A 17494-nucleotide genomic window follows, 5' to 3' on the forward strand; every position below is an offset into this window, starting at 1 on the left:
TGAGAAGATGTCCACGGACAAGACCAGCACCAAGGCCCCGCGCACGGGCAGCGTTCGCAAGGAAAGCACCTGGGGCGGCCAGCTCGCGCAGCTCGTCGCGGTCGTCATGGTGGTGTTCGTCGCCAAGGGCGCGATCGCCGAGCCGTTCTACGTGCCGTCGGGCTCGATGGAGCCGACCCTGATGATCGGCGACGCCCTGCTCGCCTCCAAATTCCCCTACGGCTACGGCACCTCGTCGCTGCCGATGCAGATCACGCTGCCGGAGACCGGCCGCCTGTTCGGCGAGACGCCGAAGCGCGGCGACGTCGTCGTGTTCCGCTGGCCGGGCGACACCTCGCAGGCCTGGGTCAAGCGCGTCGTCGGCCTGCCCGGCGACCGCATCCAGATGCGCCAGGGTCAGCTCTACATCAACGACCAGGCGGCCGCGCTGAAGCCGGACGGCATCGGCGATGCCGAGGACGACACCGGCCGCAACGATCCGGCCTATCGCTACGTCGAGACGCTGCCGAACGGCGTCTCGCACCTGATCTTCAAGATGCGCGACAACGGGCGTCTCGACAACACGCCGGAGGTGACGGTGCCGCCCGGCAAGCTGTTCGTGCTCGGCGATAACCGCGACAACTCCGCCGACAGCCGCGTGGCCTTGCGCGATGGCGGCGTCGGCCTGCTGCCGATCGACAATCTCGTCGGCCGCGCCGATGCCGTGGTCGGCTCCTGGGACCTTGGCTACAAGAACCAGCCGGTCTGGGCCTGGCTGTCCGGCTTCCGGCTGGATCGCTTCTTCACCGCGGTGCGTTGAACGAACGCCGATGACCTTCGACGATGTCAGGGCGCTCGCGCTGGCATGGCCGGAGGTCGAGGACGGCACGTCCTATGGGACGTCAGCGCTGAAGGTGCGCAACAAGATGCTGGCGCGCCTGAAGGAGGACGGGGACAGTCTCGTCCTTCCGGGCGTGCCGCCGGACGAACGCGCGATGCTGGTGGAAAGCCGGCCGAAGCCGTTCTATTTCACTGATCACTACCGCGATTATTCAATCGTGCTGCTGCGGCTGTCCGAGGCGAGAGCCGCTGACGTCGCGCCGCTGCTGCGGCGGCAGTGGCGGGCACTGGCGTCCCGGAAAGCCGTCGCCGCGTTCGATTGCGGTTGAGCGCTCGGCTTTTTCCCGCATCCGGTGCGGCGGGTGCAGCAATGTCCGCATGATCGGATGCCATTTGCATGCTATCCACGGGCATGACCGAAGAGGACTTCGTCGCGTCAGCGCTCCGCAATCCCGTCAACACGGCGATCCTGGATATGCTGCGCGTGACGACGCTGCCTGATGCGTGGATCGTCGCCGGCTGCCTGACCCAGACGGTCTGGAACGTGCGCACCGGCCGCCCGGTCGATCACGGCATCAACGACTACGATATCTTCTACTTCGATCCCGACACGTCGTGGGATGCCGAGGATGCCGTGATCCGGCGCATGGCATCCTGTCTCGATCGGGTCGATGCCAAAGTCGAAGTCCGCAATCAGGCGCGCGTGCATCTCTGGTATCCGACCAAGCACGGCCGGCCCTACCCTGCCGTGACACGGTCCACCGACGGCATCGATCGCTTCCTCACCGTGAACACGCAGGTCGGCATCCGACCGGCTTCTGGCGGCTACGAGCTCTATGCCCCCAAGGGCCTCGACGACATCGCCCAGATGATCGTGCGTCCGAACTATACGGCCAATTTCTCGGTGACGAACTACACGGCCAAGGCGGCGCGCTGGAAGGCACTGTGGCCGGAGATCACGTTGATCGCTCCTGAGGAATGATCCACGCGGATAGCAACAGCTCATTCCGGGGCGCGCGGAGCCTCGCCCCGGAATGACACTGAGTTGTGGGTCCGCCTATGCAGCTCGGGCGTTAGATCGACGTCGTCAGCTCCGTCAGCCACGCCGGCGAGACGGCGACCAGCCACGCCTCGAGCTGCTTGTCGACGCCGCTGAGGATCGCGACCGCGACGACGACGAAGGCCGCCCCCATCAGCATCTTGCCGAGCTTGCCGGCCGACAGCAACCGCGCGCGCAGGCGTACCATGGTCGTTCGCGACAGCACCCCGAGCACGACCAGCGGCAGGCCGGCGCCGAGGCCGAAGGCCAGCATGGTCAGGCTCACCATCACGAGGTCGCGTCCCTGCGAGGCCAGCAGCGACGCCGCGCCCAAGGTCGGACCGACACAGGGCGACCACACCGCGCCGAGCAGCAGCCCGATCATGAACTGGCCGCCGGCGCCCGACGTTGCGAAGCCCTGGGAATGCCAGTCGGCCCAGCGCTGCACCGGTCCACCTGCGACGGCGAGTTGCGCCTGCCAGGACGGCACCAGCAGCACGACGCCGATCGCCAGCATGATGATCGCTGCGACAAGACGGAACGCGCCGGCATCGAGGCCGATGGAGTTGCCCGCGAGGGCGATGAACAGGCCGATACCGGTGAAGGACAGCGCAAGGCCGGCCGCGAGCGCCAGCGCACCGCGCGGATGCGCGGAGGCCGCCGCGCCGAGCACGATCGGCACCAGCGGCAGCACGCAGGGCGACAGGATCGAGAGCAGGCCGGCCACGAAGGCCAGCAGCAGCGCGAGCATGATGCGCTACAGGCTCTTGTCGAGCAGGGCCGCGATCGAGGCTTCCTTGGTATCGCCGACCGAACGTCCGGTCTCGGTCGTTCCCTTGAAGGTGATCAGGGTCGACTGCATCTGCGCGCCGAACGCTTTCACCACCGGCTTCATGTCGTCGAAGTCGACGCGGAAAATCTTGAGGTCCTTGAATTTGGGTTCTGCCGCGAGCTTGTCGATGATCGGCTTCTGCGCCTTGCAGGTCGGGCACCATCCGGCATGGATCTCGATCAGGATCGGCTGCCCAGCCGCTTGAGCAGCCTTGAAGGCGGCGTCCGAATAGGCGGTCTCGATGGCGGAGGCCGCCTTCAGCCCCGCGAAAGCAAACGTGGCAGCGACTGCTGCGGTGACGAAGAACCTGCGCGAAAACGTCATGACACACCCGATCTCTGCGTTGCGACAGGCAGCCGGCGGCGAAAGCCGTCCGGTGCCGTCGTTCAATACGCAGGAGACGGATGCAATGTTACCCGACGATGCAGAAAATCTGCGGGCCGGACGTTTGCCAGGTCAGCGAACGACGCCCGACGTGAAGCCCGCCTTGCGCCGCGGCGGCTTGATTTCCTTCTTCAGGAAGCAATGCGCCTCCTTGCCGGCATAGCCGGGTCGGGCGAAGGTCCAGGCGCGGCACTTGTTGTCGCCGGTGCAGGCGGCCTTGCAGATCTCCTCGGCGTCGGCGGCCTTTTCTTCCTTCTTGTCCGCCGCCTTGTCGCCGCTGCTCTTGTCGCCCTTGTCGGCGGCCTTCTCGGCCTTGTCGCCGCCCTTCAGATCAGTGGTCTTGATGTCGAAGCTGCGGTAGTCGCCGCCGGGACGGTCGATCGACGTCTCGACCGCATCGTTGCGGATCTCGACGACACCAGCGCCGCGCACGCCGGAAACGCAGCAATTGTCCGGCACCCGCGACGGCACGCTGTTCTTCAGCCAGCACACCGCACCCGCTTCCATCACGGTCGGATAACTGAAGCTCCAGGCGCGGCAGCGCCGGTCGTGCTCGCACAGCAGCGCGCAATCGGCCGGGTCGCCGGAGGCGATCGGCGCGCTCATGTAGTCGCCGCCGGGGCGATCGGAATAGGTCTGGGCTGAAGCCGGCGTCAGGCAGGCAGCCACGAACAGGCACGCCAGTGCCCTCAGCCATGCCCCGATGAAGCGCCCCACGCGCCGCCGCTGAACCATCCGACCCATTGTTAATGTTCGAGTTTTCTTGCGAGTTTTTAGGCAGTCATTTGATCGCCACGAACCTGTATGGCGGATGAACGGCCCGGACCGGGGGAGCTGCGGAAGGCAAAGCAGCGGCGCCCAGGCGCTGAATCGATCCTGAGACACAAATCGCAACAGAGAACAGGGGACCCGAGCCGCCAACCGCCTCAACGTGGAACAGGCGACGCAGCGAACCTGCGACGGCTGCAGGGACGGCCGTTCCGATCAGAACGCATATTCGTCGTAGGCCGGCTCGACCGAGCCGCCCCACGGGCCGTCGAACTTCTCCAGCATCTCCTCCGCCGGCGAGCGGCCGCAATCGATGATCTGATCGAGCGGCTCGAGATAGCGGCTCTCGTCGCGGCCATTCTGATCGACGCGGTTGCGGCGGCGCAGGCCGTGATGGGCGAGCGTCAGGCACTCCTTCGCCACCTCGAACACGTAGCGATTGCGGATGCGCGTCTTGAAGCCGAGGCGCGGCACGTCGTCGCGCAGGTTCTGGCGCTCGAACGCGGTCCAGTCCTTGACGAGGTCCCAGGCCGCATCGAGGCTGACATCGTCGTAGAGCAGGCCGACCCAGAACGCCGGCAGCGCCGGCAGCCGGCCCCATGGCACACCGTCGGCACCGCGCATTTCCAGGTAGCGCTTCAGACGCACCTCGGGGAAGATCGTCGAGAGGTGATTGGCCCAATCCGACAGCGTCGGCCGCTCGCCCGGCATCGCTGGGTTCTTGCCTGCGAAGAAGTCGCGGAACGAGGTGCCGGAGACGTCGATATAGGTCTCCTCGCGTTTCACGAAATACATCGGAACATCGAGCGCGTAGTCGACCCAGCGCTCGAAGCCCATACCGTCCTCGAACGCCCACGGGATCATGCCCGAGCGCTGATTGTCGGTGTCGCGCCAGATCTCGGAACGGAACGACAGGAAGCCGTTCGGCTTGCCCTCGGTGAACGGCGAATTGGCGAACAGCGCGGTTGCGATCGGCTGCAACGCCACCGAGACCCTGAGCTTCTTGACCATGTCGGCTTCGGAGGAGAAGTCGAGATTGGTCTGCACGGTGCAGGTCCGGTACATCATGTCCAACCCGTAGCTGCCGACCTTCGGCATGTAGCTGGTCATGATCTTGTAGCGGCCCTTGGGCATCATCGGAATTTCGGCGCGCGACCAGGACGGCGTCATGCCCAGGCCGAGAAAGCCGATGCCGAGCGGGGTCGCGATCTCGCGCACCTGCGCCAGATGCGCCATCAGCTCCGCATGCGTCTGGTGCACGGTCTCGACCGGCGCGCCGGACAGCTCGAACTGGCCGCCGGGCTCCAGCGAGATGGCGCCGCCGCCGGTGACGTCATAGAGCCCGATGATGTTGCCGCGCTCCATGATCGGCTCCCAGCCGAGCAAGAGCTTCATGCCTTCGAGCAGCGCGCCGATGCCGCGCGCACCCTCGTAGGGGACCGGGCGGTGACCGTCGAGCGTGAACGGCGTCTTCTCGTGCTCGGTGCCGATGCGGAAGGCGGACGGCGGCTTCACGCCGGCGGCCAGCCAGGCCACGAGCTCGTCGCGCGACTGCAGCGGGGTCATATCGATCTGGTCACGCGCCATGGGAGTCTCGGTTCAGAAGCGCTTCGAGGGTCGCGCGTGGTGACAGGAAGGGCCGCGGACCCCAGGGGGCCGCGGATGTGAATGGGAACGGATGCTTCATCGGATCGCTGCGCCCTCTCCGGCCGCCAACGGAGCGGCCTGACCACAGGAGCAGCCGAGGCGATCCAGCAGCATGCAGAGCTTTGCGGCGTCGGTATCCGACAGCTTGGAGCCGACATGCTTCTCGATCGCGGCCGAATAGGCCGACCACATCCGCTTCTGCAGCTCGCGCCCGGCCTCGGTGATCTCGACGAACTGGCCGCGCTTGTCCATCTTGCATTCGCGCCGGACGACCAGACCTTCGTCGACCAGACGGTCGATCAGCCGGGAGGTGGAATATTGCGGGATCAGCATCTGCCGCTCCAGCTCGACCGGACGCAGCTCGCCGGAGGGCGCGCGCGACAGTTCGAGAAGCGCATCATACCATGCGAGCGGCGGGAACCCGGCCTTCTTCAGCTCCTGCTCGACGCAGTCCAGCACCCGGCTCTGGACCCGCATCAGGCGAATCCAGGCGGCGGTCGCCTCGGTCGATGGTTTGCGTTTCATGGGCCGGCTCGTATCCTCAGATGCGCAGTCTAGCGCATTCGATGCAGCTGCATCAATCTTGACTATTCCATGCATCTGCATGTAAAGGCGGATGTGGCGCCCCGACCGGTTCCACGAAGAAAAGGTCTCACGGAGGGAATACAAGATGAAGCTTTATTATTCACCCGGCGCCTGCTCGCTCTCGCCCCATATCGCCCTGCTCGAGGCCGGCCTGCCCTATGATCTGGTCAAGGTCGATCTGCGCGCCAAGACCCTGGAAAATGGCGACGATTATCTCAAGGTCAATCCGAAGGGCCAGGTGCCGGCCCTGGGGCTGCCGAGCGGCGAAATCGTGACCGAGGGACCGGTCATCGTCCAGATGATCGCCGACCAGGCCAAGGACAAGGGATTGGCGCCGGCGCGCGACAGCGGCGAGCGCTACAAGCTGCTGGAGTGGCTGAACTTCATCACCTCCGAGCTGCACAAGAACTTCGGCCCGATGTTCTCTCCCGTGCTCGCCGACGAGGCCAAGGCGTTCTTCAAGGACCGGGTGATGGGCAAGTTCAAGTACATCGACGGCCAGCTCGCCGGCCGCGACTACCTGATGGGCAGCCAGTTCACGGTGGCCGACGGCTATCTGTTCACCATCCTGACCTGGGCCGACCGGATGAAGTTCGACCTGTCGGCGATGCCGAATCTCGTGGCCTACAAGAACCGCGTCGCGGCCCGCCCCAAGGTGCAGGAAGCGCTGACCAAGGAAGGGCTGATGAAGGCGGGGTGAGTTCGCTGTTGAAAGAGCTCTCTGCTGCCACCCGGGCAGTAGGTTCTCTCCCCCCTTGTGGGGGAGAGATAGAGAGGGGGGTAGCCACGGACACCGTCGCCTGTGGCTACCCCCCTCCCTAACCCTCCCCCACAAGGGGGGAGGGAACGGAGATCGGGCGAGGCCGGCTCCGTGCTAACTCACAACAGGACTAAGCCGCCGCCTTCTTCGGCGGGAAGCGGCCGTAGAAGGTTTCGCCCTTGGCGGCCATCTCCTCCAGGAGCTTCGGCGGCGCGAAGCGCGAGCCGTACTTCGCCGTGAAGGTGTGGCACAGCTCGACGAACTTCTTGGTGCCCATGAAGTCGATGTAGGACAGCGTGCCGCCGGTGAACGGCGCGAAGCCGAAGCCGAGGATCGAGCCGACATCGGCCTCGCGCACGTCGGTGATGACGTGGTCCTCGACCGTGCGCGCGGCTTCGACCGCCTGCACCACCAGGAAGCGCTGCTTCAGCTCCTCGACATCCAGCGTATCCGGATCGAGATGCTTCGGCTGCAGCTTGGCCAGATCCGGCCACAGGCTCTTCTGACCCTTGCCCTTCTCGGGATAGTCATAGAAGCCCTTGGCGTTCTTGCGGCCGAAGCGGCCCTGCTTCTCGACCAGCTCGACCATCAGCTTCTTGTGGTCCTGGTTGATCGCGTTGGGGCCGAGATCGTGCTCGGTCGCCTTCATGATCTTCAGGCCGAGATCGAGCGCGACCTCGTCCGACAGCGACAGCGGGCCGACCGGCATGCCGGCCATCTTGGCCGCGTTCTCGATCATCGCCGGCGGCACGCCTTCGAGGAACATCTCGTTGCCCTCGGCGATGTAGCGCATCACGCAGCGGTTGGCGAAGAAGCCGCGGGAGTCGTTGACGACGATCGGGGTCTTGCCGATGGTGCGGACATAATCCAGCGCGGTCGCCAGCGCTACGTCGCCGGTGGCCTTGCCCATGATGATCTCGACCAGCATCATCTTCTCGACCGGCGAGAAGAAGTGGATGCCGATGAAGCGGCCCTGGTCCTTGAACTCCTCGGCCAGCGAGGTGATCGGCAAAGTCGAGGTGTTCGACGCGAAGATCGCGCCGTCCTTCAGGTGCTGTTGCGCCTTGGCATAGGTCTCGGCCTTGACCTTGCGGTCCTCGAATACGGCCTCGATGACGAGATCGCAATCCTTCAGCGCGGCGTAGTCGGCGGTGGCGGTGATGCGGCCCATGATCGCCTCGGCCTCGCCCGGCTTGGCGCGGCCCTTCTTGACGAGGCCATCGATCACGCTCTGCGCGTGGGCCTTGCCCTTGTCGGCACTCTCCTGGTCGCGATCGATCAGCACCACCTCGAGGCCGCCGCGCGCCGAGACATAGCCGACGGACGCGCCCATGAAGCCGGCGCCGATGACGGCGATCTTCTTCAGCTTGGTCGCGGGCACGTCGGCCGGACGACGCGCGCCCTTGTTCAATTCCTGCATCGACAGGAACAGGCTGCGGATCATCGCCGCCGCTTCCTTGGAGCGCAGGATCTTGGTGAAGTAGCGCGACTCGACCCGCAACGCGGCGTCGATCGGCAACTGCAGGCCCTCATACACGCAGCTCATGATGGCGCGCGCGGCCGGATAGTTGTCGTAGGTCTCGCGGCGATAGATGGCGTTGCCGGCCGGGAACATCATCATGCCGTTCTTCGAGAACACCGGGCCGCCGGGCAGCTTGAAGCCCTTCTCGTCCCACGGCTGAACCGCCTTGCCGCCACCCTTGATCCAGTCCTTGGCCGCCTTGATGAGATCCGCGGCCGGCACGATCGCATCGACCAGCTTGAGCGCCTTGGCTTTGTCCAGCGTCAGCGCTTCGCCCTTCAGCAGCAGGTTCATGGCGTCCTGCGGCTGCACGATGCGCGGCACGCGCTGGGTGCCGCCGGCGCCGGGGAACAGGCCGACCTTGATCTCGGGCAGGCCGAGGCGGGTCTTCGGGTTCTCGGCCGCGACGCGGTAGTGGCACGACAGGGTGATCTCGAAGCCGCCGCCGAGCGCGAGGCCGTTGATCGCGGCGACCCACGGCTTGCCCGAGGTCTCCATCGAGCGGTTGATCTGCGAGAAGCGCCGGCTGGTGTCGAACAGCATCTGGTTGGCGGCTTCCTCACCCTTGCTCTTCAGCACATCCGCATAGATGCGGTTCATGCCTTCGAGCATGGACAGATCGGCGCCGGCGCAGAACGCCTCCTTGGCCGAGGTGATGACGACGCCCTTGATGGCGGCGTCGGCGGTGGTCTGCTTGACGATGGCCTCGAGCTCGTTGGTCGAGGTCTCGTCCAGCACGTTCATCGAACGGCCCGGAATGTCCCAGGTGATCAGCGCAATGCCGTCGGCATCGGTTTCGAGCTTGAAGTTCTTGAAGGCCATATGGATCTCCCTCGGTGCCAGCAGCCGGTCGGCGCGGCGTTGTCCTGTATTCGTCGATGGTAGGGTGGGTTAGCGCAGCGTAACCCACCGCCTCTCGCAACAGGGCGGGTTACGCCTCCGGCTAACCCGCCCTACGGTTGTCACACCCGCTCGATGATGGTCGCGGTGCCCATGCCGCCGCCGATGCACAGCGTCACCAGCGCGGTCGCCTTGCCGGTGCGCTCGAGCTCGTCGAGCACGGTGCCGAGGATCATCGCGCCGGTGGCGCCCAGGGGATGGCCGAGCGCAATCGCACCGCCATTGACGTTGATCTTGTCCTTGTCGATCTCGAACGCCTGCATGTAACGCAGCACGACCGAGGCGAAGGCTTCGTTGAGTTCGAACAGGTCGATGTCCGACTTCTTCATGCCGGAGCGCTCGAACAGCTTCTCGGTGACATCGACCGGGCCCGTCAGCATCATCGCGGGCTCCGAGCCGATATTGGCGAAGGCGCGGATTTTCGCGCGCGGCTTCATGCCATACTTCGCGCCCGCCTCCTTGCTGCCGAGCAGCACCGCACCTGCGCCGTCGACGATGCCCGACGAATTGCCGGCGTGATGCACGTAGTTGACGCGCTCGATCTCCGGATGCGACTGGATCGCCACTGCGTCGAAGCCGCCCATCTGCGCCATCTGCACGAACGACGGCTGCAACTGCGCCAGCGACTGCATCGTCGTCGACGGACGCATGTGCTCGTCCTTGGCGAGGATGGTCAGGCCGTTGATGTCCTTGACCGGCACAACCGACTTGTCGAAGCGGCCTTCCTCCCAGGACTTCGCGGCGCGCTGCTGGCTCTGGACCGCATAGGCGTCGACGTCGTCGCGCGAGAAGCCGTATTTGGTCGCGATCAGGTCCGCCGAGACGCCCTGCGGCATGAAGTAGGCGGGCACCGCCATCGACGGATCCATCGGCCAGGCACCGCCGGAAGCACCGATGCCGACGCGGCTCATCGATTCCGCACCGCCGCCGATGACCAGCTCATGCTGGCCGCTCATGATCTGCGCCGCGGCGAAGTTCACGGCGTCAAGGCCGGAGGCGCAGAAGCGGCTGATCTGAATGCCCGGAACGGCATCGCCGAGACCCGCATTCAGCGCGGCGAAGCGCGCGATGTCGGAGCCGGCCTCGCCGACCGGATCGACCACGCCGAGCACGACGTCGTCGACCGCGTCCTCAGGGATGTTGTTGCGGTCCTTCAGCGCCTTCAGCGGCACGGTGGCGAGCGCGAGCGCGGTCACCTCATGCAGGCTGCCGTCGGCCTTGCCGCGGCCGCGGGGAGTCCGTACGTGGTCGTAGATAAAGGCCTCAGGCATCACGCCCTCCTCATCTGGTCAGATTTGTTGTTGGCATTGACGACGGAGCCGGCGCGCGGCGCGCACCGGCTCTCGTCTGATCCTCAGAAGGCTTCCGCCGGCAATTCCATCACGGTCGCGCAGCCGGCCTGGAGGCGGGCGAGATGCGCCGCCGTCTCTGGCAGCACGCGCTCCATGAAGAAGCGCCCCGTCACCAGCTTGGTGGTGAGATAGGTCGAGCTGTCACCGGCCGCAATCTTGTCCTGCGCGACCTTCGCCATCTTCGCCCACATGTAGCCGAAGGTGACCAGCGCAAAGAGATGCATGTAGTCGGTCGCGGCGGCGCCGGCATTGTCCGGCTTGGTCATCGCGTTCTGCATCAGCCAGGTCGTGGCCTGCTGCAGATGGCCGAGCGCGGTCGACAAGGGAGCTACGAACGGCTTCATCGCGTCATTGCCGCCCTGCTCCTTGGCGAAGGTCCCGACCTCGTTGAAGAACGCCATCACCGCACGGCCGCCGTCACGCGGCAGCTTGCGGCCGACGAGATCCAGCGCCTGGATGCCGTTGGCGCCTTCGTAGATCATGGCGATACGGGCATCGCGCACGAACTGCTCCATGCCGTGCTCGGCGATGTAGCCGTGGCCGCCATACATCTGCTGCGCCTGGACGGCGTTGGCGAAGCCCATGTCGGTCATGTAGCCCTTCATGACCGGCGTCATCAGGCCCATGTGGTCGTCGGCCGCCTGGCGGTCCTTCGGGTCAGCCGAGCGGTGCGCGACGTCGCTCTTCAGCGAGGTCCACACCACCATCGCGCGCGCGGCCTCGTTGAAGGCGCGGATCGACAGCAGGGTGCGGCGCACGTCGGGATGCACGATGATCGGATCGGCGGCCTTGTCCGGCGCCTTGGCGCCGGTCAGCGAGCGGCCCTGGATGCGCTCGCGCGCATAGGCCACCGCGTTCTGATAGGCGACCTCGGACTGCGCGAGACCCTGCACGGCGACGCCGAGCCGGGCCTCGTTCATCATCACGAACATGCCCTGCATGCCCTTGTTCTCTTCGCCGATCAGCCAGCCGGTGGCGTTGTCGTAGTTCATCACGCAGGTCGAGTTGCCGTGGATGCCCATCTTGTGCTCGATCGAGCCGCAGCTGACGCCATTGCGCGCACCGACCGAGCCGTCGGCGTTGACCATGAACTTCGGCACCACGAACAGCGACACGCCCTTGATGCCGGCCGGCGCACCCTCGATGCGGGCGAGCACGAGGTGGATGATGTTGTCCGCGAGGTCATGCTCGCCCGCGGAGATGAAGATCTTGGTGCCGGAGATCTTGAAGCTGCCGTCGGCCTGGCGCACCGCCTTGGTGCGCAAGAGACCGAGATCGGTGCCGCAATGCGGCTCGGTCAGGTTCATGGTGCCGGTCCATTCGCCGGCGACCATCTTCGGCACGTAGGTCTTCTTCTGCTCCTCATTGCCGTGCACGATGAGCGCCGCCGTCGCGCCCATCGTAAGGCCGCCATACATGGAAAAGGCCATGTTGGCGGAGCACTGGAACTCGTTGACGGTCTGGCTGAGCGTCACCGGCAGGCCCTGGCCGCCATATTCGGTCGGTGCCGACAGGCCGAGCCAGCCGCCCTCGACGATCTGCTTGTAGGCGTCCTTGAAGCCCTTCGGCGTTGTCACGCTGCCGTCGTCATGGCGCTTGCAGCCCTCGAGATCGCCCACGCGATTCAGCGGGTGCAGAACCTCTTCGGCGAGCTTGGCGGCTTCGCCGAGGATCGCCTCGCGGACATCGGCCGAGGCATCGGAGAAGCCCGGCAGATTGTCGTAGCGGTCGATCTGGAACACGTCGTTGAGCAGGAAGGTGACATCTTCCACGGGGGCTTTGTAGATCGGCATCGGCGTCTCCGGCAGGAAGGCTGAAGTTTCAGACTGGGATTTCCACGGACGCGGCAGACAATGCAGGCCGCGGACTGTAGCGGGTTTGAGGCACTTGCGGCAGCCGTCACGTTGCGGCCGTCGGTCACGTCACGACGGCTTGCTCATCGCGGCGAGCTGTTCGCCCATCAGGCGGTGCAGCAGGTTGATCGCCTTGAGCGGGCGCACCATGACCTTGAAATGGGTGATCAGACCGGCGTCGTCGAAGCTGATGATGTCGACGCCGTTGAGCTTGATGCCTTCGATCTCGTTCTCGAATTCGAGCACGGCGCCCGTGGCGTTACGCCACTCCCCGACATACTTGAATCCGGGACCGCCCAGGACTTTCTCAGCACTTGCGAGGTATTTGAAGGTGATGTCGCGGCCGCGCTGCGGCGTATGCACGACGGGACTTTCGAATACGGCGTCCGGGTGCAGCAGCTCCCGCAAAGCGCCGAGATCGTGAGACCTCATATAGCCGTACCATCCATCGAGGCCGGTCATTGTCATTGGGCGTCTCCTCGGGGCGGAACAGGCCAGCACCACAACCACCCCATATGCACATTGACGCATATGCGCCAGTGTGCATAATGTCAAGCGTGGAGCGGGGCAGAACACGATCAGAAAAACGGGAGCAGTTTCCGGCCATGGCCCTCGGCGACGCCATCCTCGCCTGCCTCACCGAACATCCGATGACGGGCTACGAGCTCGCCAAGACGTTCGACTCCTCGATCGGCTTCTTCTGGAAGACGGACCACCAGCAGATCTACCGCGAGCTGTCGCGGCTGCGCGACCGCGGCTACATCCAGGGTCGCGAGGTGGTGCAGACCGGCAAGCCCAACAAGCTGGTCTACACGTTGACCCCCGAGGGCCGCGCGGCGTTCCGCAGCTGGGCGGCGCGGCCGAGCACACCGGCTTCCACGAAGGACGATCTTCTCGTCCGGCTCTATGCGCTGGGCGCCGCCGACATCGGGCCGATCCGGGCCGACCTGATGGCGCGGCTGGAACATCATCGCGACCGCGCCGAGCGCTACGACCGCATCCTCAAGAAGCATTACGCTGATGGCAGCGTCGCCCCGGCCGATATGGGCAAGCTCCTCAACCTGCGTCTCGGCCTGCGCCACGAGCGCATGGTGGCGGAATGGTGCGAGGAAGCGATCACCGCGCTGTCGACGATATCCGGCGCGAGCAGCGTGCGGCCGCTCGATCCATCATCACGCGAAAATGCCGGCTGATACGCGCGGTTTGACAGCGCAAAACTTCTGACCGCGCCTGCGGTAAACTTAACGCGTTATTTACCGTAAAAGTCAAAAGTCGGGACCTGGAGCAGACGATCTGCGCGGACCCGTTCATGTTCATGTCCGGGACGCGTGGGGAGGCTGGAGGCGCTTGGTGGAGCGCTGGAAGCGGAACCGGACGAGACATGAATTCGCGCGTACCGTGGAGTAATGAAGGCATCGACCCGTCCGTCCGTGAAAGGGCCGAGGCCGCGGCGCAACGCGCCGGCATGACGCTGAACGACTGGATCAACTCCACGCTCGGCGCATCGGCCCCGCCCGATTTCCGCGGCAGCCCCGCGCCACGCAGCACGCCGACCGTCAGCCGCGATGCCCGCGAGGTGACCGACATCCATCAGCGGCTCGACTCCATCGCACGGCAGATCGAGCAGATGTCGCGCCCCGTCGCGCGCAAGGATGCGCCGCGCGACGAGCAGGGCGTCGCGCGCCAGCTCAACGACGCGATCTCGCGGCTCGACGCCCGCCTGTCACAGATCTCGACGCCGCTGCGCAAGCCGGACACCGAGGACCGCTATCGTGGTCCTGACGGCGTCGAGCGCGCCGCCGCACAGCTCTACCGGCCGGCCCAGGCGCTCAGCGCAGGCTCGTTCGACGTGGCCGTCGCCGAAATCAGCGCCCGCCAGAGCGAGCTCGACAATGCGCGCCCGCTGCCACCGCACCAGGCACCGCCGACCGCGCCTGCGATGGCATCCGCGGCTGCGCCGCTGATGACCCCGGTCAGCGCACCGCTGACGCCGCCGCAACCGACCGCACCCACTCCCGATTTCTCGCTGCTCGAACGCCATCTGCTGAAGATCACGAGCCAGATCGAAGCGCTGCATCGCCCCGAGGACGGCATCGAGCAGTCGATCGCCGGCTTCCGCAACGAGCTCTCCGAGATCCGTCACGCCATTACCGAGGCGATGCCGCGCCGCGCGATCGAGTCGATCGAGAACGAGATCCGCTCGCTGTCGCGCCGCATCGACGAGAACCGCAACACCGGCGTCGACGGCCAGGCTCTGGCCGGCATCGAGCGCGCGCTGACCGACATCCGCGAGGTCGTCGGCTCGCTGAAACCTGCCGAGCAGCTCGCCGTCTATGACGAGGCGATCCGCAATCTCGGCGCCAAGCTCGACCTGATCCTGCGCGCCAATGACGACCCCGGCACCGTGCAGCAGCTCGAAAGCGCCATCGCGGCGCTGCGTGCGATCGTCGCCAATGTCGCCTCCAACGACGCGCTGGAACGGCTGTCGGACGATCTCCGCCAGCTGTCGTCGAAGGTCGACCAGGTCACGCAGGCGCGCGACAATCACGACTCGTTCCACGAGTCGTTTGCGGCGCTCGAACAGCGCATCGCCGCGCTGACCTCGACCCTGGAGAGCCGCGAGCCGCCGGCGGCCGCGCCCGACAACACCGCCCAGATCGAGGACGCGCTGCGCGGCCTGTCCGACCGGATCGACCGCCTGCAGGTCGGCAGCGACGGCTCATCGGCGATCACGCATCTCGAACAGCGGATCAGCTACCTGCTGGAACGGCTCGAAGCCGCCAACGACCCGCGCGGCGGCAACATGACCCGGGTCGAGGATGGCCTGCAGGACATCCTGCGCTATCTCGAACGGCAGCAGGCGACCTTCGCAGCGCTGGCGGAGAGCCGGTCGCAGCGCGAAACGTCGCATGACGGCGGCCTGATCGACATGGTCAAGCGCGAGCTGTCCGACATCCGCTTCAGCCAGACCGAGACCGACCGCAACACCCAGGACTCGCTCGAGGCCGTCCACAACACGCTGGGGCACGTCGTCGACCGCCTCGCCATGATCGAAGGCGACCTGCGCAATGTGCGCGCCACCGCGAGCCCGCCGGCCGCGCTGCCGCCGCTGGCGCCGCCAATCGAGTCGCCGATGCCGGCCGCACGCGCGACAGCGCCCCAGGCCTATGCCGAGCCGGCCAAGCCAGAGCCTGCCTACCGCCCGGAGCTGCCCAATCCGGCGGCCGAGGAGCCAGCGGGACAGATTGTCGCTCCGGCCGCGGGTCAACAGGCGTTCGCAGCGGCCTCGCGCGACTTCCACGCCGCGCAGGCGCCATCGGCTGCCATGCCGCCGCCGATTCCGCCGAAGGCGATCGCCGACATCCTGGAGCCGCACGCAGCGCAGGCGCCCCGCCCGACCGTCATCGTCCCCGAGCTGCCACCGGATCATCCGCTCGAACCCGGCACCCGTCCGCCTGGCCGGACCGCATCGCCCGCCGAGCGGATCGCCGCGTCCGAGGATGCCCTGAGCGAGCTTCCCGCCGGCAAGCGGGAGCCGGTGTCGACATCGAGCTTCATCGCGGCTGCGCGCCGCGCGGCGCAGGCCGCGGCGGCCGCACAGCCTGTGGACGCCAAGAAGGCGAAGAAGGACAAGCCGAAGGACAAGGCCAAGGAGCCGCCGAAAGACCTCCCCAAGGACGTCGCCAGCGACGCTGTCAAGCCCAAGGCCAAACCCAAGGACAAGCCGACGTTCGCTCTCACCGCCGAGGGCGACGAAGAGGTCTCGACCATCGGGTCGAAGATCCGTTCGCTCCTGGTCGGTGCAAGCGTCGTGGTGATCGTGCTCGGCACCTTCAAATTCGCGATGTCGCTGCTCGACAGCGGCAGCACGCCGCCGCCGATCTCGCCGATGGAGACTCAGGGCGAGGCGCCGCGCGCGCAGATGCCGTCGGCCTCGCCGAGCCTGTCGCCGCGGCCGACGACGCCCGACCAGAGCGCGCCGTCGTTGACCTCGCCGACGCCGCTCGACCGTCAGTCCTACAATCGGGCCATGCCGAGCGAAGCGGAGACGATCGCGATGCTCGCGATCCCGCAGGACGTCGAAAAGCCAGCCACCTTACCCGCTGCCGTCCCCACTGACGTCACCGGCACGATCCCCACCGCTGCCAACGGCCAGAAGCTCGGTTTGGTGCAGGTGCCCGCCTCCGAGAAGCTGCCCGATGCCATCGGCGGACTGGCGCTGCGCAATGCCGCACTGAAGGGTGATCCGACCGCCGCCTACGAAGTCGGCGTGCGCTTTGCCGAGGGCAAGGGTGTCGCGGCGAACTATGAGGAAGCCGCGAAGTGGTATGACCGCGCGGCGCAGGCCGGGCTGATCCCGGCGGTCTTCCGTCTCGGCACCTTCTACGAGAAGGGCCTCGGCGTGAAGAAGGACGCCGACATCGCCCGCCGCTACTACGTGGTCGCCGCCGAGCGCGGCAATGCCAAGGCGATGCACAATCTCGCCGTGCTGGACGCCGACGGCGGCGGCAAGGGCGCGAACTACAAGAGCGCCTCGCAATGGTTCCGCAAGGCCGCCGAGCGCGGCGTCGCCGATAGCCAGTTCAACCTCGGCATTCTCTATGCCCGTGGCATCGGCGTCGAACAGAACCTCGCCGAATCCTACAAATGGTTCACCCTGGCCGCAGCGCAGGGTGACGTCGACGCAGGGCGCAAGCGCGACGATGTCGCCAAGCGGCTCGATGTCCAGTCGCTCGCCGCGGCCAAGCTCGCGATCCAGACCTTCACGGTCGAACCGCAGCCCGACGACGCCGTGAACGTGCCGGCGCCCGCCGGCGGCTGGGATGGCACGCAGGCGATCGCGAAGGCTGCCGCCGCCAAGGCGGCCCTGGCGAAGCGCGCGGCGGCGATGGCGCCGCGCTGACACGGGTATAGCGCCCCCTCTCGACATGGACGAGCGCTCGCGCGCAGCCCAAAAAAATCCTCCCGGCTTGCGATCGCGCCGCCATAGTGTCGCGCGGTCGATCGATATAGGTTGTCGCGGCGGATCATCA

General features: G+C 66.3%; 15 protein-coding genes. 6 read left to right on the top strand and 9 right to left on the bottom strand.

Annotation, left to right across the window (positions count from 1 at the left end):
- Positions 1-7 precede the first annotated feature (7 nt).
- The 3 genes from lepB (at position 8) to ACQR2C_RS27045 (ending at position 1801) form a co-directional block, all read left to right on the top strand.
- Positions 8-799 (top strand): signal peptidase I, encoded by a 792-nt coding sequence (lepB, locus tag ACQR2C_RS27035; RefSeq protein WP_434882516.1) that lies wholly within the window; start codon positions 8-10, stop codon positions 797-799.
- Positions 800-809: 10 nt separating this feature from the next.
- Complete coding sequence (locus ACQR2C_RS27040) at positions 810-1148, top strand: MmcQ/YjbR family DNA-binding protein (RefSeq protein ID WP_316181951.1); 339 nt, start codon at positions 810-812, stop codon at positions 1146-1148.
- Positions 1149-1231: 83 nt separating this feature from the next.
- Positions 1232-1801 (top strand): nucleotidyltransferase family protein, encoded by a 570-nt coding sequence (locus ACQR2C_RS27045; RefSeq protein WP_316182062.1) that lies wholly within the window; start codon positions 1232-1234, stop codon positions 1799-1801.
- Between the two features lie 91 nt (positions 1802-1892).
- Here ACQR2C_RS27045 and ACQR2C_RS27050 read toward each other — a convergent pair whose 3' ends face one another.
- The 5 genes from ACQR2C_RS27050 to ACQR2C_RS27070 all read right to left on the bottom strand — a co-directional run bounded on the left by ACQR2C_RS27050 (position 1893) and on the right by ACQR2C_RS27070 (position 6014).
- Positions 1893-2609 carry a cytochrome c biogenesis CcdA family protein gene (locus ACQR2C_RS27050; RefSeq protein ID WP_316181952.1) on the bottom strand — a complete coding sequence of 239 codons (717 nt, stop codon included), beginning with the start codon at positions 2607-2609 and terminating at the stop codon, positions 1893-1895.
- A 6-nt stretch (positions 2610-2615) separates the two neighbouring features.
- Complete coding sequence (locus ACQR2C_RS27055) at positions 2616-3014, bottom strand: thioredoxin family protein (protein ID WP_315801547.1); 399 nt, start codon at positions 3012-3014, stop codon at positions 2616-2618.
- A 132-nt stretch (positions 3015-3146) separates the two neighbouring features.
- Positions 3147-3809, bottom strand: a complete 663-nt coding sequence (locus ACQR2C_RS27060) for a PAN domain-containing protein (RefSeq protein WP_316182063.1) — start codon at positions 3807-3809, stop codon at positions 3147-3149.
- Between the two features lie 249 nt (positions 3810-4058).
- On the bottom strand, positions 4059-5429 hold the full coding sequence (locus ACQR2C_RS27065) for a glutamate--cysteine ligase (protein ID WP_316181954.1): 1371 nt from the start codon (positions 5427-5429) through the stop codon (positions 4059-4061).
- Between the two features lie 96 nt (positions 5430-5525).
- Positions 5526-6014: a MarR family winged helix-turn-helix transcriptional regulator gene (locus ACQR2C_RS27070; RefSeq protein ID WP_315801549.1), complete on the bottom strand. Its 489-nt coding sequence runs from the start codon at positions 6012-6014 to the stop codon at positions 5526-5528.
- A 145-nt stretch (positions 6015-6159) separates the two neighbouring features.
- Here ACQR2C_RS27070 and gstA point away from each other — a divergent pair, with 145 nt between their 5' ends.
- Positions 6160-6774: a glutathione transferase GstA gene (gstA, locus tag ACQR2C_RS27075; RefSeq protein WP_315801550.1), complete on the top strand. Its 615-nt coding sequence runs from the start codon at positions 6160-6162 to the stop codon at positions 6772-6774.
- Between the two features lie 190 nt (positions 6775-6964).
- Here gstA and ACQR2C_RS27080 read toward each other — a convergent pair whose 3' ends face one another.
- The 4 genes from ACQR2C_RS27080 to ACQR2C_RS27095 all read right to left on the bottom strand — a co-directional run bounded on the left by ACQR2C_RS27080 (position 6965) and on the right by ACQR2C_RS27095 (position 12929).
- Entirely contained in the window at positions 6965-9178 is a 2214-nt protein-coding gene (locus ACQR2C_RS27080; protein WP_315801551.1) for a 3-hydroxyacyl-CoA dehydrogenase NAD-binding domain-containing protein, read from the bottom strand.
- A 140-nt stretch (positions 9179-9318) separates the two neighbouring features.
- Entirely contained in the window at positions 9319-10527 is a 1209-nt protein-coding gene (locus tag ACQR2C_RS27085) for an acetyl-CoA C-acetyltransferase (protein WP_315801552.1), read from the bottom strand.
- An 83-nt stretch (positions 10528-10610) separates the two neighbouring features.
- Positions 10611-12401 (bottom strand): acyl-CoA dehydrogenase C-terminal domain-containing protein, encoded by a 1791-nt coding sequence (locus ACQR2C_RS27090; protein WP_315801553.1) that lies wholly within the window; start codon positions 12399-12401, stop codon positions 10611-10613.
- 129 nt (positions 12402-12530) lie between these two features.
- Positions 12531-12929, bottom strand: coding sequence for a nuclear transport factor 2 family protein (locus tag ACQR2C_RS27095; protein ID WP_315717936.1), 399 nt, complete (start codon positions 12927-12929; stop codon positions 12531-12533).
- A 137-nt stretch (positions 12930-13066) separates the two neighbouring features.
- On the opposite strand from ACQR2C_RS27095, the gene ACQR2C_RS27100 reads away from it, so the two are divergent.
- Together ACQR2C_RS27100 and ACQR2C_RS27105 are read left to right on the top strand one after the other, a co-directional pair.
- The gene (locus ACQR2C_RS27100; RefSeq protein ID WP_315801554.1) at positions 13067-13654 is read left to right on the top strand and encodes a PadR family transcriptional regulator; all 588 of its coding nucleotides are present in this window, start codon (positions 13067-13069) and stop codon (positions 13652-13654) included.
- Between the two features lie 188 nt (positions 13655-13842).
- Positions 13843-17364, top strand: coding sequence for a hypothetical protein (locus ACQR2C_RS27105; protein ID WP_434882482.1), 3522 nt, complete (start codon positions 13843-13845; stop codon positions 17362-17364).
- Positions 17365-17494: the final 130 nt, after the last annotated feature.

Source organism: Bradyrhizobium sp. HKCCYLRH3061, from assembly GCF_051168015.1.
GTDB lineage: Bacteria > Pseudomonadota > Alphaproteobacteria > Rhizobiales > Xanthobacteraceae > Bradyrhizobium.

Coding starts and splice junctions, on each gene's coding strand:
- ACQR2C_RS27095 (WP_315717936.1), bottom strand. CDS start 12,929: ATGACAATGACCGGCCTCGATGGATGGTACGGCTATATGAGGTCTCAC.
- ACQR2C_RS27090 (WP_315801553.1), bottom strand. CDS start 12,401: ATGCCGATCTACAAAGCCCCCGTGGAAGATGTCACCTTCCTGCTCAAC.
- ACQR2C_RS27045 (WP_316182062.1), top strand. CDS start 1,232: ATGACCGAAGAGGACTTCGTCGCGTCAGCGCTCCGCAATCCCGTCAAC.
- gstA (WP_315801550.1), top strand. CDS start 6,160: ATGAAGCTTTATTATTCACCCGGCGCCTGCTCGCTCTCGCCCCATATC.
- ACQR2C_RS27055 (WP_315801547.1), bottom strand. CDS start 3,014: ATGACGTTTTCGCGCAGGTTCTTCGTCACCGCAGCAGTCGCTGCCACG.
- ACQR2C_RS27050 (WP_316181952.1), bottom strand. CDS start 2,609: ATGCTCGCGCTGCTGCTGGCCTTCGTGGCCGGCCTGCTCTCGATCCTG.
- ACQR2C_RS27065 (WP_316181954.1), bottom strand. CDS start 5,429: ATGGCGCGTGACCAGATCGATATGACCCCGCTGCAGTCGCGCGACGAG.
- ACQR2C_RS27060 (WP_316182063.1), bottom strand. CDS start 3,809: ATGGTTCAGCGGCGGCGCGTGGGGCGCTTCATCGGGGCATGGCTGAGG.
- ACQR2C_RS27085 (WP_315801552.1), bottom strand. CDS start 10,527: ATGCCTGAGGCCTTTATCTACGACCACGTACGGACTCCCCGCGGCCGC.
- ACQR2C_RS27070 (WP_315801549.1), bottom strand. CDS start 6,014: ATGAAACGCAAACCATCGACCGAGGCGACCGCCGCCTGGATTCGCCTG.
- ACQR2C_RS27080 (WP_315801551.1), bottom strand. CDS start 9,178: ATGGCCTTCAAGAACTTCAAGCTCGAAACCGATGCCGACGGCATTGCG.
- ACQR2C_RS27105 (WP_434882482.1), top strand. CDS start 13,843: ATGAATTCGCGCGTACCGTGGAGTAATGAAGGCATCGACCCGTCCGTC.
- lepB (WP_434882516.1), top strand. CDS start 8: ATGTCCACGGACAAGACCAGCACCAAGGCCCCGCGCACGGGCAGCGTT.
- ACQR2C_RS27040 (WP_316181951.1), top strand. CDS start 810: ATGACCTTCGACGATGTCAGGGCGCTCGCGCTGGCATGGCCGGAGGTC.
- ACQR2C_RS27100 (WP_315801554.1), top strand. CDS start 13,067: ATGGCCCTCGGCGACGCCATCCTCGCCTGCCTCACCGAACATCCGATG.